This window comes from Pseudomonas jinjuensis (assembly GCF_900103845.1).
Classification (GTDB): domain Bacteria; phylum Pseudomonadota; class Gammaproteobacteria; order Pseudomonadales; family Pseudomonadaceae; genus Pseudomonas; species Pseudomonas jinjuensis.
The window spans coordinates 288,546-309,724 of record NZ_FNIJ01000002.1; the positions used below are offsets into that span (position 1 = coordinate 288,546).

Annotated in this window: 19 protein-coding genes; 16 read left to right on the forward strand and 3 right to left on the reverse strand. The window is 65.1% G+C overall.

Features of this window, described 5'->3' with window-relative positions; all coding sequences use genetic code 11:
- Positions 1–26 precede the first annotated feature (26 nt).
- The 3 genes from dapC to map form a co-directional block, all read right to left on the reverse strand.
- Positions 27–1,223 (reverse strand): succinyldiaminopimelate transaminase, encoded by a 1,197-nt coding sequence (gene dapC / locus BLR75_RS03760; RefSeq protein ID WP_084310025.1) that lies wholly within the window; start codon positions 1,221–1,223, stop codon positions 27–29.
- A gap of 11 nt (positions 1,224–1,234) precedes the next feature.
- Positions 1,235–3,937 (reverse strand): [protein-PII] uridylyltransferase, encoded by a 2,703-nt coding sequence (locus BLR75_RS03765; protein WP_084310026.1) that lies wholly within the window; start codon positions 3,935–3,937, stop codon positions 1,235–1,237.
- A 123-nt stretch (positions 3,938–4,060) separates the two neighbouring features.
- On the reverse strand, positions 4,061–4,843 hold the full coding sequence (map, locus tag BLR75_RS03770) for a type I methionyl aminopeptidase (protein WP_084310027.1): 783 nt from the start codon (positions 4,841–4,843) through the stop codon (positions 4,061–4,063).
- Positions 4,844–5,109: 266 nt separating this feature from the next.
- Here map and rpsB point away from each other — a divergent pair, with 266 nt between their 5' ends.
- The 16 genes from rpsB to BLR75_RS03850 all read left to right on the forward strand — a co-directional run bounded on the left by rpsB (position 5,110) and on the right by BLR75_RS03850 (position 21,163).
- Positions 5,110–5,850, forward strand: a complete 741-nt coding sequence (gene rpsB / locus BLR75_RS03775; RefSeq protein WP_084310028.1) for a 30S ribosomal protein S2 — start codon at positions 5,110–5,112, stop codon at positions 5,848–5,850.
- 125 nt (positions 5,851–5,975) lie between these two features.
- Positions 5,976–6,845, forward strand: coding sequence for a translation elongation factor Ts (gene tsf, locus BLR75_RS03780; RefSeq protein ID WP_084310029.1), 870 nt, complete (start codon positions 5,976–5,978; stop codon positions 6,843–6,845).
- A 204-nt stretch (positions 6,846–7,049) separates the two neighbouring features.
- Positions 7,050–7,787 (forward strand): UMP kinase, encoded by a 738-nt coding sequence (gene pyrH / locus BLR75_RS03785; RefSeq protein WP_084310030.1) that lies wholly within the window; start codon positions 7,050–7,052, stop codon positions 7,785–7,787.
- A 1-nt stretch (position 7,788) separates the two neighbouring features.
- A complete protein-coding gene (gene frr, locus BLR75_RS03790; RefSeq protein WP_084310031.1) occupies positions 7,789–8,346 on the forward strand; it encodes a ribosome recycling factor in 558 nt (185 codons plus the stop codon).
- Between the two features lie 16 nt (positions 8,347–8,362).
- On the forward strand, positions 8,363–9,124 hold the full coding sequence (gene uppS / locus BLR75_RS03795; RefSeq protein ID WP_084310032.1) for a polyprenyl diphosphate synthase: 762 nt from the start codon (positions 8,363–8,365) through the stop codon (positions 9,122–9,124).
- A complete protein-coding gene (locus BLR75_RS03800) occupies positions 9,118–9,933 on the forward strand; it encodes a phosphatidate cytidylyltransferase (RefSeq protein ID WP_084310033.1) in 816 nt (271 codons plus the stop codon). The genes uppS and BLR75_RS03800 overlap by 7 nt, the downstream gene beginning before the upstream one ends.
- Positions 9,930–11,120, forward strand: coding sequence for a 1-deoxy-D-xylulose-5-phosphate reductoisomerase (gene ispC / locus BLR75_RS03805; RefSeq protein ID WP_084310034.1), 1,191 nt, complete (start codon positions 9,930–9,932; stop codon positions 11,118–11,120). The genes BLR75_RS03800 and ispC overlap by 4 nt, the downstream gene beginning before the upstream one ends.
- A 13-nt stretch (positions 11,121–11,133) precedes the next feature.
- Positions 11,134–12,486 carry an RIP metalloprotease RseP gene (gene rseP / locus BLR75_RS03810; protein ID WP_084310035.1) on the forward strand — a complete coding sequence of 451 codons (1,353 nt, stop codon included), beginning with the start codon at positions 11,134–11,136 and terminating at the stop codon, positions 12,484–12,486.
- Between the two features lie 74 nt (positions 12,487–12,560).
- Complete coding sequence (gene bamA, locus BLR75_RS03815; protein WP_084310036.1) at positions 12,561–14,951, forward strand: outer membrane protein assembly factor BamA; 2,391 nt, start codon at positions 12,561–12,563, stop codon at positions 14,949–14,951.
- 55 nt (positions 14,952–15,006) lie between these two features.
- A complete protein-coding gene (locus BLR75_RS03820; RefSeq protein WP_084310037.1) occupies positions 15,007–15,510 on the forward strand; it encodes an OmpH/Skp family outer membrane protein in 504 nt (167 codons plus the stop codon).
- A 2-nt stretch (positions 15,511–15,512) separates the two neighbouring features.
- A complete protein-coding gene (lpxD, locus tag BLR75_RS03825) occupies positions 15,513–16,571 on the forward strand; it encodes a UDP-3-O-(3-hydroxymyristoyl)glucosamine N-acyltransferase (protein WP_084310038.1) in 1,059 nt (352 codons plus the stop codon).
- Positions 16,572–16,619: 48 nt separating this feature from the next.
- Positions 16,620–17,060 (forward strand): 3-hydroxyacyl-ACP dehydratase FabZ, encoded by a 441-nt coding sequence (gene fabZ, locus BLR75_RS03830; RefSeq protein ID WP_084310039.1) that lies wholly within the window; start codon positions 16,620–16,622, stop codon positions 17,058–17,060.
- The gene (gene lpxA, locus BLR75_RS03835) at positions 17,057–17,833 is read left to right on the forward strand and encodes an acyl-ACP--UDP-N-acetylglucosamine O-acyltransferase (RefSeq protein WP_084310040.1); all 777 of its coding nucleotides are present in this window, start codon (positions 17,057–17,059) and stop codon (positions 17,831–17,833) included. The genes fabZ and lpxA overlap by 4 nt, the downstream gene beginning before the upstream one ends.
- Before the next feature lie 2 nt (positions 17,834–17,835).
- Complete coding sequence (gene lpxB, locus BLR75_RS03840; protein WP_084310041.1) at positions 17,836–18,969, forward strand: lipid-A-disaccharide synthase; 1,134 nt, start codon at positions 17,836–17,838, stop codon at positions 18,967–18,969.
- Positions 18,969–19,580, forward strand: coding sequence for a ribonuclease HII (gene rnhB / locus BLR75_RS03845; protein ID WP_084310042.1), 612 nt, complete (start codon positions 18,969–18,971; stop codon positions 19,578–19,580). Before lpxB ends, rnhB begins: the two co-directional genes overlap by 1 nt.
- A gap of 170 nt (positions 19,581–19,750) precedes the next feature.
- Positions 19,751–21,163: an alanine/glycine:cation symporter family protein gene (locus tag BLR75_RS03850; protein ID WP_084310043.1), complete on the forward strand. Its 1,413-nt coding sequence runs from the start codon at positions 19,751–19,753 to the stop codon at positions 21,161–21,163.
- Positions 21,164–21,179 lie beyond the last annotated feature (16 nt).

Genomic DNA, 21,179 nt, shown 5'->3' on the forward strand with positions numbered 1-21,179 from the left:
GCGTGATCCACCCTACGGAGTCCTGCTTAGAGGGACTGCACGAAGGTACGGATCCGCTCCGCCGCTTCCACGCACTCCGCCAGCGGCGCGACCAGCGCCATGCGCACCCGGTTGGCGCCCGGGTTCTCGCCATCCACCTCGCGCGAAAGATAGGAACCCGGCACCACGGTGACGTGCTGGCGGGCGAACAGTTCGCGGGTGAATTCGGTGTCGCTCACCGGCGTCTTCGGCCACAGGTAGAAGCTGCCGTCCGGGCGTTGCACGTCGAGCACGCCGGAAAGGATCTGCAGCACCGCATCGAACTTCTCGCGATAGAGCACGCGGTTGGCGCGCACGTGGACCTCGTCGTCCCAGGCGGCGATGCTGGCCAGTTGGGTCTGCACCGGCATGGCGCAGCCGTGGTAGGTGCGGTAGAGGAGGAATTTCTTCAGCACCTCGGCATCGCCGGCGACGAAGCCGGAGCGCAGGCCCGGCAGGTTGGAGCGCTTGGACAGGCTGTGGAACACCACGCAGCGGCGGAAGTCCGAGCGACCCAGTTCGGCGCAGGCGGTGAGCAGGCCGGGCGGCGGGTTGTGCTCGTCGAAGTACAGCTCGCTGTAGCACTCGTCGGCGGCGATGACGAAATCGTGCTGGTCGGCCAGGGCGATCAGCTTCTTCAGGGTTTCCAGCGGCACCAGCGCGCCGGTGGGGTTGCCCGGGGAGCAGAGGAAGAGGATCTGGCAGCGCTGCCAGACGTCCGCCGGCACCGCGTCGAAGTCCGGATTGAAGCCGTTCTCCGCGCGGCACGGCAGGTAGTGCGGCTGGGCGCCGGCGAGCAGCGCCGCGCCTTCGTAGATCTGGTAGAAGGGGTTGGGGCTGACCACCAGGCCGTTGGCTTCGCGATCGACCACCGCCTGGGTGAAGGAGAACAGCGCCTCGCGGGTGCCGTTCACCGGCAGCACGTGGCGGGCGGCATCCAGCCAGCCGGCCGGGACCCTGAAGCGGTTTTCGCACCAGCGAACGATGGCCTCGCGCAGGGCGGGAAGGCCGGCGGTGGTCGGGTAGACCGCCAACTGGTCGAGGTTGGCGCTCAGGGCTTCGGCGACGAAGCTCGGCGAGCGGTGCTTGGGCTCGCCGATGGACAGGGCGATCGGCTTCAGCCCGGCCGGCGGCTGGGCGCCCGCCAGCAGGGCGCGGAGCTTTTCGAAAGGATAGGGCTGAAGCAGGTCGAGGGCGTGGTTCATGCGGCTTCTCTTCAGATGCTGATACGGACGGGCATGGTGTCCTGCCCGTTGGCCTGTGACAGTTGTTCGACCAGCGCCGCTTGCAGGCGCTGGCAGAGTTCCGGATCGGAAAGCGGCTGGTTGCGCGCGTCGGTGACGAAGAACACGTCTTCCACCCGTTCGCCGAGGGTGGCGATCTTGGCGTTCTGCACCGACAGGTCGAAGTCGAGGAAGATGCGCCCGACCCGCGCCAGCAGGCCCGGGCGGTCGGGGGCGGTCAGTTCGAGCACGCTGACCTGGCGCATCGCATCGGTGGAAATGGTCACCCGCGGCTCGAAGGCGAAATGCTTGAGCTGGCGCGGTACGCGGCGCTGGATGATCGACGGGTATTCGTCCGGGTTCTTCAGCACGTCGACCAGGCCCTGGCGAATCTCGGCGATCCGCTGGGGATCGTCGCCGATCGAGCCGCCGTCGGCATCCAGCACTATGTAGGTGTCGAGGGTGAACTGGCTGGTCGAGGTGATGACCCTCGCGTCCTGGATGTTCAGGTTGAGCTGGTCCATCGCCGCCACGGTCACGGCGAAGAAGTCGTGCTGGTCGGCGGCATAGATGAAGATCTGCGTGCCGCCCTCGAATTCGCGCTGGGTGATTTCCTTGATCAGCACCAGCGGCGCGCCATCGTGCGGGTGCTGGAGGATCGCCTCGGTGTGCCAGGCCACGTCGCTGGCGGTGTGGCGCAGGAAGTAGTCGTCGCCGAGCTGGCTCCACAGCTGCTCGGCGTCGTCCTGGTCGGTGCCGCTGCGCACCAGGATGTCGATCGCCGCGCTCTGCGTCTGGCGGATCTGCTCCTCGCGGTCCACCGGGTTCTCCAGGCCGCGGCGCAGGGCGCGCTTGGTCTCGGTGTAGAGCTGGCGCAGCAGGCTGGCGCGCCAGGAGTTCCACAGGCTCGGGTTGGTGGCGTTGATGTCGGCCACGGTGAGCACGTAGAGGTAGTCCAGGCGGGTCTGGTCGCCGACCAGCTGGGCGAAGTCGAAGATCACCTGCGGGTCGGAAAGGTCCTTGCGCTGGGCCGTGGTGGACATCACCAGGTGGTTCTTCACCAGCCATGAGATCAGGTGGGTGTCCCACTGCGGCAGCTGGTGCCGCTGGCAGAAGCGCTCGGCGTCGTCGGCGCCCAGCTCCGAGTGGTCGCCGCCGCGGCCCTTGGCGATGTCGTGGTAGAGCCCGGCGAGGTAGATCAGCTCGGGCTTGGGCAGGCGCTCCATGATCTTGCTGGCCAGCGGGTACTTTTCCGCCATGTCCGGACGCTGCAGCTTGCGCAGGTGCTTGATCAGGTTGAGGGTGTGCGCGTCCACCGTATAGATGTGGAACAGGTCGTGCTGCATCTGTCCGACGATCTGGCCGAACTCCGGCAGGTACAGGCCGAGGATGCCGTAGCGGTTCATCCGCCGCAGGTTGCGGTGGATGCCCTCGCGGCACCTGAACAGCTCGATGAACAGGCTGGTGTTGCGGATGTCGTGGCGGAAGTCTTCGTCGATCAGGTGCCGGCTGTCGCGCAGCAGGCGGATGGTGTCGGTACGCAGGCCCTTGATGGTCGGGTTCTGCGCCAGCAGCACGAAGACTTCCAGCAGGGCGAACGGGGTGCGCTTGAAGACGTTCGGGTGGGTCACTTCCAGGTAGCCGTCGCGCAGCTGGAAACGGCTGTTCAGCGGCTGGATATGGCCCTTCTCGCCGACCCGCAGGATCACTTCCTCGAAGTGTTGCATGATCAGGTCGTTGAGCTCGGAAATCGCCATCACCACCCGGTAGTACTTCTGCATGAACAGCTCGACGGCCAGCTTGGCGTTGTTGCCTTCGTAGCCGAGCAGGCTGGCGATGCGCCGCTGGTGGTCGAACAGCAGGCGGTCCTCGGCGCGCCCGGCGAGCATGTGCAGGGCGTAGCGGACCTTCCAGAGGAATTCCTGGGAGGAGGCGAGGGTGCTGCACTCGCTTTCCACCAGGAAGCCTTCCTTCGCCAGGGCGTGCAGGTTGAGGCTGCCGAAATGCCGGCGGGCCACCCAGAGCAGGGTCTGCAGGTCGCGCAGGCCGCCGGGCGAGCCCTTGATGTTGGGTTCGAGGTTGTACTCGGTGTCGTTGTACTTGGCGTGGCGGTGGATCTGCTCCTTGCGCTTGGCCAGGTAGAACTGCCCGCTCGGCCACATGTGCTCGGTGCTGGTGGCTTCCAGCATGCGCAGGCGCAGGCTGTCGGGGCCGGAAATGGTGCGGCACTCCATCAGGTTGGTGACCACGGTGAGGTCGGCGCGCGCCTCCTCGGCGCATTCGTTCACCGAGCGCACGCTCTGGCCGACTTCCAGGCCGATGTCCCAGAGCAGGGTGAGGAAGCCCTCGATCGGCTCGCGGAAGGCTTCCTGGTCCTCGCTGTCGAGCAGGACGAGGATGTCGATGTCCGAATGCGGGTGCAGTTCGCCGCGCCCGTAGCCACCCACGGCGACCAGCGCGATGTCGGCGTCGTCGCCCCAGTCGAAGCGCTGCCAGGCCTGCTGCAGGATCTGGTCGACGAACCAGGCGCGGTCCTCGATCAGGCGGCGGATGTCGCGTCCGCCGAGAAAGCGGGCGTTGAGCACTTCGTCGGCCTGGCGAATGGCCTTCTTGAAGGCGGCGATGGGGCTGGACTTGAGGGCCAGTTCCGCCTGGAACTGCCCACGGTCGAACAATTCGGGATCCACCTGGGGCATTGGCGGCCTTCCTTTGGGCTGGGGGAGGAGGGCAGGGGCAGGCTGCGTGCCGGGCGTGGCCTGGCGCAGCGCCGGGCTGGGCTTTCTACGTTCTACCCAGCCGTCGGCGATATTGCAAACCGGTCAGGCCGAAGTGCGCGGGAACGTCTCGTCGTTGCGCAGGGTGAGGATCTCGTAGCCGTCGGCGGTGACCAGCACGGTGTGCTCCCATTGCGCGGACAGCTTGCGGTCCTTGGTGATGGCGGTCCAGCCGTCGCCGAGCAGGCGGGTTTCCGCGCGGCCCTGGTTGATCATCGGCTCGATGGTGAAGGTCATGCCTTCCTTCAGTTCCATGCCGGTGCCGGCGCGGCCGTAGTGCAGCACCTGCGGCTCCTCGTGGAACACCTTGCCGATGCCGTGGCCGCAGTATTCGCGGACCACCGAGAAGCCGTTCTTCTCGGCGTACTTCTGGATCACTTCGCCGATGTCGCCGAGGCGCGCGCCCGGGCGGACCAGGGCGATGCCCTTGTACAGGCATTCCTGGGTGATCTGGCAGAGGCGGTCGGCCCATTCCGGGGTCTTGCCGACCAGGAACATCTTGCTGGTGTCGCCGTGGTAGCCGTCCTTGATCACCGTGATGTCGATGTTGACGATGTCGCCGTCCTTCAGCGGCTTGTCGTTGGGGATGCCGTGGCAGACGACGTGGTTGATCGAGGTGCAGATCGACTTGGGGAAGCCCTTGTAGTTCAGCGGCGCCGGAATGGCCTTCTGCTCGTTGACGATGTAGTCGTGGCAGATGCGGTCCAGTTCGTCGGTGGTGACGCCGGGCTTGACGTGCTCGCCGATCATTTCCAGTACTTCGGCGGCCAGGCGGCCGGCGATGCGCATTTTCTCGATTTCATCGGGCGTCTTGATGGTGACGGTCATGGGAGCTCTCGGACGCAGGCGGAAAAGCCGGTATCTTATCAGTTTCCGGCCTCTTTTATGAGTGGTGCCATCATCCAGGCCCGCTTCGGGCCGGTAGCCGAGGGGCGCTTTCTGTGGTATAAAGCGCCCCGCTTTGGAGGCTGTGAGTCATCCGGAGCACTAAACCCACACATGCATCGACACGATGGCCTGGGTGCCTTCCGACTGAATCGGGGGTTGGTCATTGGGATGCATGGAGGCCCAACCCGACTTATAGAGGAATCATCATGTCCCAAGTCAACATGCGCGATATGCTGAAGGCCGGTGTGCACTTCGGCCACCAGACCCGTTACTGGAACCCGAAAATGGGCAAGTTCATTTTCGGCGCGCGCAACAAGATCCACATCATCAACCTGGAAAAGACTCTGCCGATGTTCAACGAGGCCCTGACCTTCGTTGAGCGCCTGGCCCAGGGCAAGAACAAGATCCTGTTCGTCGGCACCAAGCGTTCCGCCGGCAAGATCGTTCGCGAAGAAGCTGCCCGTTGCGGCATGCCGTATGTCGACCACCGCTGGCTGGGCGGCATGCTGACCAACTACAAGACCATCCGTCAGTCGATCAAGCGCCTGCGCGAACTGGAAACCCAGTCCCAGGACGGCACCTTCGCCAAGCTGACCAAGAAAGAAGCCCTGATGCGCAGCCGTGATCTGGAAAAACTGGATCGCAGCCTGGGCGGCATCAAGGACATGGGTGGCCTGCCGGACGCGCTGTTCGTGATCGACGTCGACCACGAGCGCATCGCCATCACCGAAGCCAACAAGCTGGGCATCCCGGTCATCGGCATCGTCGATACCAACAGCAGCCCGGAAGGTGTTGACTACGTCATCCCGGGCAACGACGACGCCATCCGCGCCGTTCAGCTGTACCTGGGCTCGATGGCCGAAGCCGTTCTGCGCGGTCGTCAGAACGCTCAAGGCGGTGCTGACGAGTTCGTCGAAGAAGCGCCGGCCGAATCCGCCGAAGGCTGATCGCGGGACGTCCAGACGTCCGACGGTGCGCAGGAAGGGGGCTAGGCCCCCTTTTTGCCACCCCTGAATTCCCGCCCGGCCCGCCGGGCGATCTGGTTTTGAGAGCAACTCAAGAGGGTTTCGAAATGGCAGAGATTACTGCAGCACTGGTCAAGGAACTGCGCGAGCGTACCGGCCAGGGCATGATGGAATGCAAGAAGGCGCTGGTAGCTGCCGGTGGCGACATCGAGAAGGCCATCGACGACATGCGCGCTTCCGGTGCCATCAAGGCTGCCAAGAAGGCCGGCAACATCGCCGCCGAAGGCTCCATCGCCGTCAAGGTTTCTGAAGACGCCAAGGCTGCCACCATCATCGAAGTCAACTCGCAGACCGACTTCCTGGCCCTGCAGGACGACTTCAAGGGCTTCGTCGCCGCCAGCCTGGACAAGGCTTTCGAGCAGAAGCTGACCGACGTGGCTCCGCTGGTCGCCGAACAGGAATCCGCTCGCGAGGCGCTGGTAGCCAAGTGCGGCGAGAACGTCAACATCCGTCGTCTGGCTCGCGCCGAAGGCGACGTGGTTGGTGCCTACCTGCACGGTCACCGCATCGGCGTTCTGGTCACCCTGAAGGGCGGCAACGTCGAGCTGGCCCGTGACATCGCCATGCACGTGGCTGCCAGCAACCCGGCCGTTCTGAGCCCGGCCGACGTCTCCGAAGAGCTGGTCGCCAAGGAAAAGGAAATCTTCCTGCAGCTGAACGCCGACAAGATCGCCGGCAAGCCGGAGAACATCGTGGAGAACATGGTCAAGGGCCGTATCTCCAAGTTCCTCGCCGAAGCCAGCCTGGTCGAGCAGGCCTTCGTCAAGGATCCGGAAGTCAAGGTCGGTGATCTGGCCAAGAAAGCTGGCGCCGAAATCGTTTCCTTCATCCGCTTCGAAGTGGGCGAGGGCATCGAGAAGGTCGAGGCCGACTTCGCTGCCGAGGTTGCTGCTCAAGTAGCCGCTTCCAAGCAGTAAGACAGTCAGCGACTGTCGCCCCGCAAGAGGCTGCCCGCTCACGCGCGCGGCCTCTTCGTCAAACTGGGGAGGCCATCGGGGCGGCTTCCACGGCGCATGCCCGCACGGCGGGTCGCAGGCGCCGCAAGCCTGGCTGGTCCATGCTTCCGAAATCGGCACCATGAGGGTGCCTAGCATTCAAAATCGCCGCAGGAGAAAAAGGTCATGGCTCAGCAGTTGGGCTCTCGTCAACCTCGCTATAAACGCATTCTTCTAAAACTGAGCGGCGAAGCCCTGATGGGATCTGAAGAGTTCGGCATCGATCCGAAGGTGCTGGACCGCATGGCGCTGGAAATCGGCCAGCTGGTCGGCATCGGCGTCCAGGTCGGCCTGGTGATCGGCGGCGGCAACCTGTTCCGCGGCTCGGCGCTGTCCGCCGCCGGCATGGACCGGGTGACCGGCGACCACATGGGCATGCTCGCCACCGTAATGAACGCACTGGCCATGCGCGACGCCCTGGAGCGTTCGAACATCACGGCCATCGTCATGTCGGCCATCACCATGGTCGGCGTCACCGATCACTACGATCGCCGCAAGGCCATGCGTCACCTGGCCAGTGGCGAGGTGGTGATTTTCTCCGCCGGTACCGGCAATCCCTTCTTCACCACCGATTCGGCCGCCTGCCTGCGGGCGATCGAGATCGATGCCGACGTGGTTCTCAAGGCGACCAAGGTCGACGGCGTGTACACTGCCGATCCTTTCAAGGACCCGAACGCCGAGAAGTTCGACCGTCTGACCTATGACGAAGTGCTTGATCGCAAGCTGGGCGTGATGGACCTGACCGCCATCTGCCTGTGCCGCGACCAGAAGATGCCGCTGCGGGTGTTCAACATGAACAAGCCGGGCGCGTTGCTGAATATTGTTGTTGGTGGTGCGGAAGGCACCCTGATCGAGGAGGATTGAGATGATCAACGAGATCAAGAAGGACGCCCAGGAACGCATGGGCAAGAGCCTGGAAGCCCTGGGCCACGCTTTCGCCAAGATTCGTACCGGCCGTGCTCACCCGAGCATCCTGGACAGCGTGATGGTCTCCTACTACGGCGCTGACACTCCGCTGCGCCAGGTGGCCAACATCACCGTCGAGGACTCCCGCACCCTGGCCCTGAGCGTGTTCGACAAGAGCATGATCCAGGCCGTGGAAAAGGCCATCATGACCTCGGACCTGGGCCTGAACCCGGCTACCGCCGGCACCACCATCCGTGTGCCGATGCCGGCCCTGACCGAGGAAACCCGCAAGGGCTTCACCAAGCAGGCCCGCGCCGAAGCCGAGCAGGCCCGCGTTTCCGTGCGCAACATCCGTCGCGATGCCCTGGCCCAGCTGAAGGACCTGCAGAAAGAGAAGGAAATCAGCGAGGACGACGAGCGCCGCGCCGGCGACGAGATCCAGAAGCTGACCGACAAGTTCGTCGCCGAGATCGAGAAGGCACTGGAAGCCAAGGAAGCGGACCTGATGGCCGTCTGACGGCCGGGCCTACGTCATGGACAAGACCAAGCAAGCGATGCCTGTGGCCGTGCCCCGTCACGTGGCGATCATCATGGACGGCAACAACCGCTGGGCGAAGAAGCGCCTGATGCCGGGCGTTGCCGGGCACAAGGCCGGGGTGAGCGCGGTTCGCTCGGTGATCAAGACCTGCGTCGAGGCGGGCGTCGAGGTGCTGACGATTTTCGCGTTTTCCAGCGAGAACTGGCAGCGCCCGGCCGACGAGGTCGGCGCGCTGATGGAGCTGTTCCTCATGGCCCTGCGCCGCGAGGTCCGCAAGCTCAGCGAGAACGGCATCCGCCTGCGCGTGATCGGCGATCGCGCGCGCTTCCATCCGGAGCTGCAGGCAGCGATGGTCGAGGCCGAGAACCTGACGGCGGGCGGCACGCGCTTCCTGCTCCAGGTGGCGGCGAACTACGGCGGCCAGTGGGACATCACCCAGTCCGCCCGGCATCTTGCGCGCGAAGTCCAGGCCGGGCGCCTGACGCCGGAGCAGATCACCCCCGAGCTGCTCCAGCGCAACCTGGTCACCGGCGACCTGCCGCCGCCCGACCTGTGCATCCGCACGGGCGGCGAGCGTCGCATCAGCAACTTCCTGCTCTGGCAGCTGGCCTACGCCGAGTTGTACTTCTCCGATCTGTACTGGCCGGACTTCAAGCGCGCCGCGATGCGCGAAGCCCTGGCCGACTATGCCTCACGCCAGCGTCGCTTCGGCAAGACCAGCGAACAGGTCGAGGCCGAGGCGCGTACTTCATGCTGAAACAACGAGTCATCACGGCGCTGGTGCTGCTGCCCATCGCCCTCGGTGGTTTCTTCCTGCTCGACGGTGCGGCGTTCAAGCTGTTCATCGGCTTGGTGGTGGCGCTGGGCGCCTGGGAGTGGGCCCATCTGTCCGGCTATGGCCGGCAGGTCGAGCGCTGCGCCTACGCCGGCGTGGTCTGCCTGCTGATGCTGGTGTGCGCCCTGCTGCCGCAACTGGCGGGTGCGGTGCTGCTGCTCGCGCTGTTCTGGTGGCTGCTGGCCACGGTGATGGTGCTGACCTACCCGGACAGCAGCTATTTCTGGGGCGGCCGCTGGCGGCGCCTGGCGATCGGCCTGCTGGTGCTGGTTCCGGCCTGGCAGGGGCTGGTGGTGCTCAAGCAGTGGCACCTGGACAACTGGCTGATCGTGGCGGTGATGGTGCTGGTCTGGGCGGCCGACATCGGCGCCTATTTCTCCGGCAAGGCCTTCGGCAAGCGCAAGCTGGCGCCGCGCGTCAGCCCCGGCAAGAGCTGGGAAGGCTTCTATGGCGGTCTTGCGCTGAGCCTGGCGATCACCTTCGGCGTCGCCATCTATTTCAACTGGAGCGTGCGCGGTCTGCTCCTGGCGCTGCCCTGCGCGGCGCTGGTGGTCGCCCTGTCGGTGGTCGGCGACCTGACCGAAAGCATGTTCAAGCGCCAGGCCGGCCTCAAGGACAGCAGCAACCTGCTGCCCGGCCACGGCGGGGTGCTCGATCGCATCGACAGCCTGACCGCGGCGATTCCGGTCTTCACCGTCCTGCTCTGGGCCACCGGCTGGGGGACGCCATGAGCAATGTGCAACAGGTCTGCGTGCTGGGCGCCACCGGTTCCATCGGCCTCAGCACTCTGGATGTGCTGGCGCGTCATCCGGATCGCTACCGGGTCTTCGCGCTGAGCGGTTTTTCCCGTCTGGCCGATCTCGAAGCCCTGTGCGTGCGTCATCGGCCGCGTTTCGCCGTGGTTCCCGGCGAGGATGCGGCGCGCCACCTGCAGGGCGTGCTGCAGGGGATGGGGCTGGATACCCGTGTCCTGGCCGGCGAAGCCGGGCTCTGCGAAGTCGCCGGGCATCCCGATGTCGACGTGGTGATGGCGGCGATCGTCGGCGCGGCCGGCCTCAAGCCGACCCTGGCGGCGGTGCAGGCCGGCAAGCGCGTCCTGCTGGCCAACAAGGAAGCCCTGGTGATGTCCGGGGCGCTGTTCATGGATGCGGTCAGGGCCAGCGGCGCGGTGCTGCTGCCGATCGACAGCGAGCACAATGCGATCTTCCAGTGCCTGCCTTCCGACTACGCGCGGGGGTTGTCCGCCGTGGGCGTGCGCCGAATCCTGCTGACCGCTTCCGGCGGTCCGTTCCGCCAGACGCCGCTGGAGGAGCTGGAGCGGGTGTCGCCCGAGCAGGCCTGCGCCCATCCGAACTGGTCGATGGGGCGGAAGATCTCCGTCGACTCGGCCAGCATGATGAACAAGGGGCTCGAGCTGATCGAGGCCTGCTGGCTGTTCGACGCCCAGCCGGCGCAGGTCCAGGTGGTGATCCATCCGCAGAGCGTGATCCATTCGCTGGTCGACTACGTGGACGGCTCGGTGCTGGCGCAGTTGGGCAATCCGGACATGCGCACCCCCATCGCCCACGCCCTGGCCTGGCCGCAGCGGATCGACTCGGGCGTTTCGCCTCTCGATCTGTTCAGCGTCGCCCGTCTCGATTTCCAGGAACCCGACGAGCAGCGTTTCCCCTGCCTGCGCCTGGCGCGCGAGGCGGCGGAAGCGCGGGGCAGCGTGCCGGCCATGCTGAACGCGGCCAATGAAGTGGCGGTTGCGGCATTTCTCGAGCGGCGGATTCGCTTCACCGAGATCGCGGTTATCATCGAGGAGGTGTTGAACCGCGAGCCCGCCGCTTCGGTCGAAACACTCGAAGCCGTGCTGGCAGCGGACCAGCGGGCACGCGGTGCGGCGCAGGAATGGTTGCGCCAACGCGGGCGTTAATCCGGAGGTAGCGATGAGCGCGCTATACATGGTCGTCGGGCTGCTGGTTGCCCTGGGCGTCCTGGTCACCTTCCACGAGTTCGGCCATTTCTGGGTCGCCCGCCGTTGCGGGGTGAAAGTCCTGCGCTTCTCGGTAGGCTTCGGCACGCCGCTGGTGCGCTGGTACGACCGGCATGGCACCGAGTTCGTGGTCGCCGCCATCCCCCTGGGCGGCTACGTGAAGATGCTCGACGAGCGCGAGGGCGACGTACCGCCGGAGCTGCTCGAACAGGCATTCAACCGCAAGAGCGTATTGCAGCGGATCGCCATAGTGGCGGCCGGGCCGGTCGCCAACTTCCTGCTGGCGATCCTGTTCTTCTGGGTTCTGGCGATGCTCGGCAGCCAGCAGATCAGGCCGGTGATCGGCTCGGTCGTGCCGGACAGCCCGGCGGCGGTCGCCGGGCTTGCCGCAGGGCAGGAACTGGTGGCGGTGGACGGCGAGCCCGTCGACGGCTGGGGCGCGGTCAATCTGCAACTGGTCCGCCGCCTCGGTGAAAGCGGCGAACTGCGGGTGACGGTGCGCGAGTCCGGTTCGAGCGTCACCGAGGTATACCGGCTGCATATCAGCGCCTGGCTGAAGAATGCCGACAATCCCGATCCCATTGCCGGGCTCGGCATCCAGCCGTGGCGGCCCGCGGTGCCGCCGCTGGTGGCGCAACTGGACGACAAGGGGCCGGCCAAGGCTGCCGGGCTGGCGGTAGGCGACCTGCTGGTGCGGGTCGACGGGCAGGCTGTGGATGACTGGCAGCAGGTGGTCGACCGGATTCGTGCCCGCCCCGCTGAAAGGGTGATCCTGAGCGTACGACGCGGTGGCGAAGAGCGCGATATCGCCCTGACTCTCGGTGTCAGGGGAGAAGACAAGGCACGTACAGGTTATCTCGGTGCCGGTGTCGCGGGCGGCGAATGGCCCGCGGAAATGCTTCGCGAAGTGAGCTACGGACCGGTCGCCGCAGTGGGGGAGGCACTCTCCCGAACCTGGTCGATGAGTCTGCTAACTCTTGATTCTCTAAAGAAAATGGTGCTCGGGCAGCTCTCGGTAAAAAACTTGAGCGGGCCGATAACCATTGCTAAAGTGGCGGGCGCTTCGGCTCAGTCCGGCGTAGGGGAGTTCCTGCATTTCCTCGCCTACCTGAGTATAAGTTTGGGGGTTCTCAACCTGTTGCCGATTCCCGTTCTAGATGGCGGGCATCTGCTGTTCTACCTGGTCGAGTGGGCGCGTGGCCGTCCATTGTCCGAGCGGGTCCAGGCTTGGGGAATGCAGATCGGCATCAGCCTTGTGGTGGGGGTCATGTTGTTGGCCTTGGTCAACGATCTGAGTCGACTGTAACTTGCCGTTGAATTTCGGATCTGCCGCCTCATGCGGCAGATTCTTTATTTGCCAGATGGAATAAAAAGGACTCCATGAAACGCTTTCTGTTATCCGCGGCCATTTCCGCGACGATGATCGCCCAGGTTCACGCCGAGTCCTTCACAATTTCCGATATCCGGGTCAACGGACTGCAACGGGTATCCGCCGGTAGCGTGTTCGCTGCCCTGCCGCTGAACGTGGGCGACCAGATCGACGACCGCCGCCTGGTCGAAGCGACCCGCTCGCTGTTTCGCACCGGCTTCTTCCAGGACATCCAGCTCAATCGAGACGGCAACGTCCTGATCGTCAACGTCGTCGAGCGTCCGTCCATCTCCACCATCGAGATCGAAGGCAACAAGGCGATCACCAAGGACGACCTGATGAAGGGCCTGAAGCAGTCGGGCCTGGCGGAAGGCGAGATCTTCCAGCGTGCCACCCTCGAAGGTGTGCGCAACGAGCTGCAGCGCCAGTACGTCGCCCAGGGCCGCTATTCCGCGGTGATCGAGACCGAGGTCATTCCCCAGCCGCGCAACCGCGTCGCGCTGAAGATCAACATCAACGAGGGTACGGTCGCCGCCATCGCCCACGTCAACGTGGTCGGCAACACGGTGTTCTCCGAAGAGGAACTCACCGACCTGTTCGAGCTGAAGACCACCAACTGGCTGTCGTTCTTCAAGAACGACGACAAGTATTCCCGCGAGAAGCTGTCCGGCGACCTGGAGCGTCTGCGTTCCTACTACCTGGACCGCGGCTACATCAACATGGACATCGCCTCGACCCAGGTGTCCATCACCCCGGACAAGAAGCACGTCTACATCACCGTCAACGTCAACGAAGGTGACAAGTACAGCATTCGCGACGTGCGCCTCAGCGGTGACCTGAAGGTTCCGGAGGAAGAGGTCAAGAAACTCCTGCTGGTGAAGCAAGGCCAGGTGTTCTCGCGCAAGGTGATGACCACCACCTCCGACCTGATCACCCGCCGCCTGGGCAACGAGGGCTACACCTTCGCCAACGTCAACGGCGTGCCGGAAGCCCACGAGGAAGACAAGACCGTCACCGTGACCTACGTGGTCGACCCGGGCAAGCGCGCCTACGTCAACCGCATCAACTTCCGCGGCAACACCAAGACCGAAGACGAAGTGCTGCGCCGCGAGATGCGCCAGATGGAGGGCGGCTGGGCGTCGACCTACCTGATCGACCAGTCCAAGCGCCGCCTCGAGCGCCTCGGCTACTTCAAGACGGTCAACGTCGAGACTCCGGCAGTGCCCGGCACTGACGACCAGGTGGACGTGAACTACAGCGTGGAAGAGCAGCCGTCCGGCTCGATCACCGCCAGCGTCGGTTTCGCCCAGAGCGCCGGCCTGATCCTCGGCGGCTCGATCAGCCAGAACAACTTCCTCGGTACCGGCAACAAGGTCAGCCTCGGCCTGACCCGCAGCGAATACCAGAGCCGCTACAACTTCGGCTTCGTCGACCCCTACTGGACCGTCGATGGCGTCAGCCTCGGCTACAACGCCTTCTACCGCGAGACCGACTACGACGAGCTGGATGTCGACGTTTCCAGCTACTCGGTCAACAGCCTCGGCGCCGGCGTGAGCATCGGCTATCCGATCAGCGAGACGTCGCGCCTGACCTACGGTCTGACCGCCCAGCGCGACGAGATCGACACCGGTTCGTTCACCGTTGACGAGATCTTCGACTTCATCGAGAAGGAAGGCGACAGCTTCACCAACTTCAAGGCGTCCGTCGGCTGGTCCGAATCGACCCTGAACAAGGGCGTGCTGGCCAACCGCGGTCATTCGCAGAGCCTGGTGCTGGAAACGACCATCCCGGGCAGCGACCTGTCGTTCTACAAGCTCGACTACCGCGGCCAGATCTTCGCGCCGCTGTCCGACAACTACACCATGCGCTTCCACACCGAGCTGGGTTACGGCGACGCCTACGGTTCCACCGAGCGCCTGCCGTTCTATGAGAACTACTTCGCCGGCGGCGTGAACTCCGTGCGCGGCTTCAAGGACAGTTCCCTCGGCCCGCGCAGTACGCCGAGCAAGGTCACCCAGCCGCTCGACCCGAACTTCCCCGAAGGTCCCGACGCCCAGGGGCGCTTCACCGACCCGGACCAGGATCCCGAAGCCTTCGGTGGTAACATCCTGATCACTGGCGGCGCCGAGCTGCTGTTCCCGATGCCGTTCGTCAAGGACCAGAGCCAGCTGCGCACCGTGCTGTTCTGGGACGTGGGTAACGTGTTCGACAGCGACTGCCCGCTGTCCACCACCCAGGGCTGCGACGGGGTGAAGATGAGCGAACTCGCCAGCTCGGTGGGTGTGGGCCTGACCTGGATTACCGCCCTCGGCCCGCTGAGCTTCAGCCTCGGCATGCCGATCAAGAAGCCGGACAATGCCGAGACCCAGGTCTTCCAGTTCTCCCTGGGGCAGACTTTCTGATTGCTTATTGGCCGTTTCGTCGTAAAGACAGTCCTAATTCCTGCAGGAGTACATCGTGCGTAAGTTGACCCAGTTCGTTCTGATCACCGCGGCCTTGATGGCGACCCCGGCATTCGCCGACATGAAGATCGCGGTGCTCAACTATCAGATGGCGCTCCTCGAATCCGATGCGGCCAAGCAGTACGCCGTGGATGCCGAGAAGAAATTCGGCCCGCAACTGAACAAGCTGAAGAACCTGGAGAAGGACGCCAAGGCCCTGCAGGACAAGCTGGTCAGCGGTGGCAGCAAGATGTCCCAGGCCGATCGCGAGAAGGCCGAGCTGGATTTCAAGCAGAAGGCGCGTGACTTCCAGTTCCAGTCCAAGGAACTGAACGAGTCCAAGGCCGCCGCCGACCGCGAGATGCTGAAGAAGCTGAAGCCGAAGCTGGATCAGGCCGTCGAGGAAACCATCAAGAAGGGTGGTTATGACCTGGTGCTCGAGCGCGGTGCAGTGGTCGACGTGAAGCCGCAGTACGACATCACTCGCCAGGTCATCGAGCGCATGAACCAGCTGCGTTGATCATGACCGCGCCTACCTTTTCCCTGGCCGATCTGGCCGCGCAGCTCGGTGCCGAGCTGCGCGGCGATGCAACCCTGGTGATCCGGGGGCTGGCCACGCTGCAGGATGCGGCGCCGGATCAGCTGAGCTTCCTGGCCAACCCGCAGTACCGCAAGTTCCTTCCCGGCAGCCAGGCGGGCGCCGTCCTGCTGACGGCAGCCGATGCCGACGGCTACGCCGGCAACGCGCTGGTGGTGGCCAATCCCTATCTGGCCTACGCCAGCCTTTCCCATCTGTTCGATCCCAAGCCCAGGGCCGCGGCCGGAATCCATCCGACGGCGATAGTCGACAGCTCTGCCAGCGTCGATCCGAGCGCCAGCGTCGGCCCCTACGTGGTGATCGAGGCGGGCGCCAGCATCGGCCCGGGCGTCACGCTCGGCGCCCACTGCTTCATCGGCGCGCGCAGCAGCATCGGCGAAGGCGGCTGGCTGGCCCCGCGCGTGACCCTCTACCACGACGTCAGGATCGGCAAGCGCGTGAGCATCCAGTCCGGCGCCGTGCTTGGCGGCGAGGGCTTCGGTTTCGCCAACGAGAAGGGCGTCTGGCAGAAGATCGCGCAGATCGGCGGCGTCAGCATCGGCGACGACGTCGAAATCGGCGCCAACACCACCATCGACCGTGGCGCGCTTTCCGACACCCTGGTCGGCAACGGCGTCAAGCTCGACAACCAGATCATGATCGCGCACAACGTGCAGATCGGCGACCACACCGCCATGGCCGGCTGCTGCGGGATTTCCGGCAGCGCCAAGATCGGCAGCCACTGCATGCTGGCCGGCGGCGTCGGCCTGGTCGGACACATCGAAATCTGCGACAACGTTTTCGTTACCGGCATGACCATGGTGACCCGCTCGATCACCGAGCCGGGCTCCTATTCGTCCGGTACCGCCATGCAACCCGCGGCCGAGTGGAAGAAAAGCGCCGCGCGCATACGTCAACTGGATGACATGGCCCGTCGTCTGCAGCAGCTGGAAAAACGCCTGGCTGCCGTGACCTCGGATGGAGACACTCCATCAGATGCGTGAGCAGCGCATTTTTTGGCGTTCCCTTTTTTTGAACAGGCTCCCCTGAACATGATGGACATCAACGAGATTCGCGAATACCTGCCTCATCGCTATCCTTTCCTGCTGGTGGATCGGGTGGTGGAGCTGGACATCGAGGGCAAGCGCATTCGCGCCTACAAGAATGTCAGCATCAATGAGCCGTTCTTCAATGGCCATTTCCCGCAGCACCCGATCATGCCCGGTGTACTGATCATCGAGGCCATGGCCCAGGCTGCCGGGATCCTCGGCTTCAAGATGCTCGATGTGAAGCCGGCCGACGGCACCCTGTACTACTTCGTCGGCTCCGACAACCTGCGTTTCCGCCAGCCGGTGCTGCCGGGCGACCAGTTGAACCTGCATGCGCAGTTCATCAGCGTCAAACGCGGAATCTGGAAGTTCGACTGCCATGCGACCGTCGATGAGAAGCCGGTCTGCTCGGCCGAAATCATCTGTGCGGAACGCAAACTATGAGTTTGATCGATCCTCGCGCCATCATCGACCCCCGCGCAACGCTGGCTGACGACGTCCAGGTAGGTCCCTGGTCCATCGTCGGCCCGGATGTGGAGATCGGAGAAGGTACGGTGATCGGTCCTCACGTGGTGCTCAAGGGCCCCACGAAGATCGGCAGGCACAACCGGATTTTCCAGTTCTCCAGCGTCGGCGAGGACACTCCCGACCTGAAGTACAAGGGCGAGCCTACCCGGCTGGTCATCGGCGATCACAACGTGATCCGCGAAGGGGTGACCATCCACCGCGGGACCATCCAGGATCGTTCCGAGACCACCATCGGCGATCACAACCTGCTGATGGCCTACGTGCATATCGGTCACGACAGCGTGATCGGCAATCACTGCATCCTGGTCAACAACACCGCGCTGGCCGGCCACGTGCACGTCGACGACTGGGCGATCCTTTCCGGCTACACCCTGGTCCACCAGTTCTGCCGGATCGGCGCGCACAGCTTCTCCGGCATGGGCAGCGCCATCGGCAAGGACGTGCCGGCCTACGTCACCGTCTTCGGCAACCCGGCCGAGGCGCGCAGCATGAACTTCGAGGGCCTGCGCCGTCGCGGTTTCAGCGCCGAGGCGATCCAGGCGCTGCGCCGCGCCTACAAGGTGGTCTATCGCCAGGGGCTGACCGTCGAGGAAGCGCTGGCCGAACTGGCCGCCGCTGCCGACGAGTTCCCCGAAGTCGCCGTATTCCGCGATTCCATCCAGAACGCCACGCGCGGCATCACCCGCTGACCATGGCCGCGCCGTTGCTCGTCGCCCTGGTCGCCGGCGAGGCGTCCGGGGACATCCTCGGCGCCGGCCTGATGCAGGCTCTCAAGGCTCGCCATCCGGACATTCGTTTCATCGGAGTCGGCGGCCCGCGCATGCAGGCGGAAGGGCTCGATCCGTATTTCCCGATGGAGCGCCTGGCGGTGATGGGCCTGGTCGAGGTGCTTGGCCGCCTGCCCGAGCTGCTGCGCCGCCGCAAGGACCTGATCCGCACCCTGATCGACGCCCGTCCCGACGTGTTCATCGGCATCGATGCCCCGGACTTCAACCTCGGCGTCGAGCTGAAGCTGCGCCGCGCCGGCATTCGCACCGTGCACTACGTCAGCCCTTCGGTATGGGCCTGGCGGCAGAAGCGCGTGCTGAAGATTCGCGACGCCTGCGACCTGATGCTGACGCTGTTCCCCTTCGAGGCGCGCTTCTACGAAGAGCATTCGGTGCCGGTGCGTTTCGTCGGCCACCCGCTGGCCAACACCATTCCCCTCGAGGCGGACCGGAGCGCCGCGCGCGCGCAGCTCGGCCTTTCCCCGGAGGCCCCGGTGGTCGCGCTGATGCCGGGCAGCCGCGGCGGCGAAGTGGGCAAGCTCGGCGCGCTGTTCCTCGACAGCGCCGAACGCCTGCTGCAGCGGCGCCCGGAGCTGCGTTTCGTGTTGCCGTGCGCCAGTCCCGAGCGGCGCGCGCAGGTCGAGCAGATGATCGACGGTCGCAAGTTGCCGCTGCAATTGCTCGACGGGGCGTCCCACGAGGCCCTGGCGGCCTGCGATGCGGTGCTGATCGCGTCCGGCACCGCTACCCTCGAGGCGCTGCTCTACAAGCGGCCGATGGTGGTCGCCTACAAACTGGCGCCGCTCACCTACCGCATCCTGCGGCGGCTGGTGAGGAGCCCGTATTTCTCGCTGCCCAACCTGCTCGCCGGGCGCGCCCTCGTACCCGAACTGATCCAGGATGCGGCCACCGCCGACGCCCTGGCGCAGACGCTGCTGCCGTTGCTGGACGATGGCAGCGTACAGACCGATTCCTTCGACGCCATCCACCGGGCGCTGCGCCAGGATGCCTCGGCGCAGGCGGCGGAGGCGGTACTCGACCTGCTGGAGAAGCGCTGATGCAGATGGGCCTGGATTTCACCCTGGTCGAGGAACTGGTCGCCGGTGTCGACGAAGTCGGGCGCGGGCCGCTGTGCGGGCCGGTGGTCACGGCGGCGGTGATCCTCGATCCGGCCCGGCCGATCCAGGGGCTGAACGACTCCAAGAAGCTTTCCGAGGCGCGCCGCGAGGCGCTGTTCGAGGAGATTCGCGAGAAGGCCCTGGCCTGGTGCATCGCCCGCGCCGAGGTGCATGAAATCGACCGGCTGAACATCCTGCACGCCACCATGCTGGCGATGCAGCGCGCGGTCGAGGGCCTCAGCGTCACGCCGAAGCTGGCGCTGATCGACGGCAACCGTTGCCCCAAACTGAAGGTGCCCAGCGCGCCGGTGGTCAAGGGCGACAGCCAGGTGCCGGCGATCGCCGCCGCGTCGATCCTGGCCAAGGTCAGCCGCGACCGGGAGATGCAGGAGATGGAGCTGCTCTATCCCGGCTACGGCATCGGCGGGCACAAGGGCTACCCGACGCCGGTGCACCTCGAAGCGCTGAAGCGCCTGGGGCCGACGCCGATTCATCGCCGCTCCTTCGCGCCGGTGCGCGAGCTGCTGGAGCCCGCCGGCGCGATCCTCTGATTTCCGCCTGACTGCCTGAGCGCTGTTTTCGCCCGCCGGTTCCGCGGCGGGCACTCCTTCCGTGCGTCAAATCCGCCGCTTTTCGCCGGCTACACTCCCAGGGGAAAGCCGATCCCGGCCGACGGGCCGTCGAATGGACAAGCCGCGACCTGCGGCACGGGAGATATCACATGCAAGAAGCTGCCACGCTGACCGTCGACTTTCTCAACGGGCTGATCTGGGGAAAGATCCTGATCTGGCTGCTGGTGGGTTGCGGTCTCTACTTCAGTGTCCGCCTCGGGCTGATCCAGTTTCTCCACTTCGGGCATACCTTCAGCGTGCTGAAGGGCAGCCGCAACGCCGACGAATCCGGCATTTCCTCCTTCCAGGCGCTCTGCACCTCCCTCGCTGCGCGGGTCGGCACCGGCAACGTGGCGGGGGTTGCCGTGGCCATCTCGCTGGGCGGACCGGGTGCGGTGTTCTGGATGTGGATGATCGCCCTGGTGGGGATGGCCACCGGTTTCGTCGAGGCGACCCTGGCGCAACTGTTCAAGGTGCGTGACGACAGGGGGCAGTATCGCGGCGGGCCGGCCTACTACATGGAGAAGGGCCTCGGCGCGCGCTGGATGGGCGTGCTGTTCTCGCTGTTCCTGATTCTCACCTTCGGTTTCGTCTTCAACTCGGTGCAGGCCAACACCATCACCGGCGCCATGCAGGGGGCCTTCGGCCTGCCGACCTGGCTGGCCGGCATCGCAGTGGTGATCCTTACCGCCCTGATCATCTTCGGCGGCCTGCGCTCCATCGCGCGTTTCTCCGAGCTGGCCGTGCCGTTCATGGCGGTGGCCTACCTGCTCATGGCGATCGGCATCATTCTGGTCAATCTCGACGAGCTGCCGGGCGTGCTTTCGCTGGTCGTGCAGAGCGCCTTCGGCTGGCACGAGGCGGCGGCCGGCGGCATGGGCGCGGCGATCCTCAACGGCTTCAAGCGCGGCCTGTTCTCCAACGAGGCGGGGATGGGCTCGGCGCCCAACGCCGCGGCCTCGGCCGCTCCGTACCCGCCGCACCCGGCGTCCCAGGGCTACGTGCAGATGGCCGGGGTATTCATCGATACCATCCTGATCTGCACCGCGTCGGCGGCCATCATCCTGCTTGCCGGCGACCAGCCGGGCGAGGGCGTCATGCTGGTGCAGAATGCGCTGACCAGCCAGGTCGGCGACTGGGGCAAGTATTTCCTCGCGGTGATCATCCTGTTCTTCGCCTTCACCTCGATCGTCGCCAACTACTTCTACGCGGAGAACTGCCTGGTGTTCCTCGAACACAACCACCCGGCCGGCCTGCTGATCTTCCGCCTGGCGGTCCTGGTCATGGTGATGTTCGGCGCGATGGCGTCGCTGCCGTTCGTCTGGAACCTCGCCGACGTTTCCATGGGGCTGATGGCCATCACCAACCTGATCGCGATCCTGCTGTTGTCCAACCTGGCCTTCAAGCTGGCGCGCGACTACAACGCCCAGCGCAAGGCGGGAAAACTGCCGACCTTCGATGCCACCCAGTATCCGGAAGTGCTGGAGAAACTGGAGCCGGGCATCTGGGATTCACGCAAGTGATGCGGCTCCACGCGCC

What these genes read in the sequence shown, in the direction of transcription:
- dapC (WP_084310025.1), bottom strand. Translation starts at nt 1,223, where the DNA reads ATGAACCACGCCCTCGACCTGCTTCAGCCCTATCCTTTCGAAAAGCTC.
- BLR75_RS03765 (WP_084310026.1), bottom strand. Translation starts at nt 3,937, where the DNA reads ATGCCCCAGGTGGATCCCGAATTGTTCGACCGTGGGCAGTTCCAGGCG.
- map (WP_084310027.1), bottom strand. Translation starts at nt 4,843, where the DNA reads ATGACCGTCACCATCAAGACGCCCGATGAAATCGAGAAAATGCGCATC.
- rpsB (WP_084310028.1), top strand. Translation starts at nt 5,110, where the DNA reads ATGTCCCAAGTCAACATGCGCGATATGCTGAAGGCCGGTGTGCACTTC.
- tsf (WP_084310029.1), top strand. Translation starts at nt 5,976, where the DNA reads ATGGCAGAGATTACTGCAGCACTGGTCAAGGAACTGCGCGAGCGTACC.
- pyrH (WP_084310030.1), top strand. Translation starts at nt 7,050, where the DNA reads ATGGCTCAGCAGTTGGGCTCTCGTCAACCTCGCTATAAACGCATTCTT.
- frr (WP_084310031.1), top strand. Translation starts at nt 7,789, where the DNA reads ATGATCAACGAGATCAAGAAGGACGCCCAGGAACGCATGGGCAAGAGC.
- uppS (WP_084310032.1), top strand. Translation starts at nt 8,363, where the DNA reads ATGGACAAGACCAAGCAAGCGATGCCTGTGGCCGTGCCCCGTCACGTG.
- BLR75_RS03800 (WP_084310033.1), top strand. Translation starts at nt 9,118, where the DNA reads ATGCTGAAACAACGAGTCATCACGGCGCTGGTGCTGCTGCCCATCGCC.
- ispC (WP_084310034.1), top strand. Translation starts at nt 9,930, where the DNA reads ATGAGCAATGTGCAACAGGTCTGCGTGCTGGGCGCCACCGGTTCCATC.
- rseP (WP_084310035.1), top strand. Translation starts at nt 11,134, where the DNA reads ATGAGCGCGCTATACATGGTCGTCGGGCTGCTGGTTGCCCTGGGCGTC.
- bamA (WP_084310036.1), top strand. Translation starts at nt 12,561, where the DNA reads ATGAAACGCTTTCTGTTATCCGCGGCCATTTCCGCGACGATGATCGCC.
- lpxD (WP_084310038.1), top strand. Translation starts at nt 15,513, where the DNA reads ATGACCGCGCCTACCTTTTCCCTGGCCGATCTGGCCGCGCAGCTCGGT.
- fabZ (WP_084310039.1), top strand. Translation starts at nt 16,620, where the DNA reads ATGATGGACATCAACGAGATTCGCGAATACCTGCCTCATCGCTATCCT.
- lpxA (WP_084310040.1), top strand. Translation starts at nt 17,057, where the DNA reads ATGAGTTTGATCGATCCTCGCGCCATCATCGACCCCCGCGCAACGCTG.
- lpxB (WP_084310041.1), top strand. Translation starts at nt 17,836, where the DNA reads ATGGCCGCGCCGTTGCTCGTCGCCCTGGTCGCCGGCGAGGCGTCCGGG.
- rnhB (WP_084310042.1), top strand. Translation starts at nt 18,969, where the DNA reads ATGCAGATGGGCCTGGATTTCACCCTGGTCGAGGAACTGGTCGCCGGT.
- BLR75_RS03850 (WP_084310043.1), top strand. Translation starts at nt 19,751, where the DNA reads ATGCAAGAAGCTGCCACGCTGACCGTCGACTTTCTCAACGGGCTGATC.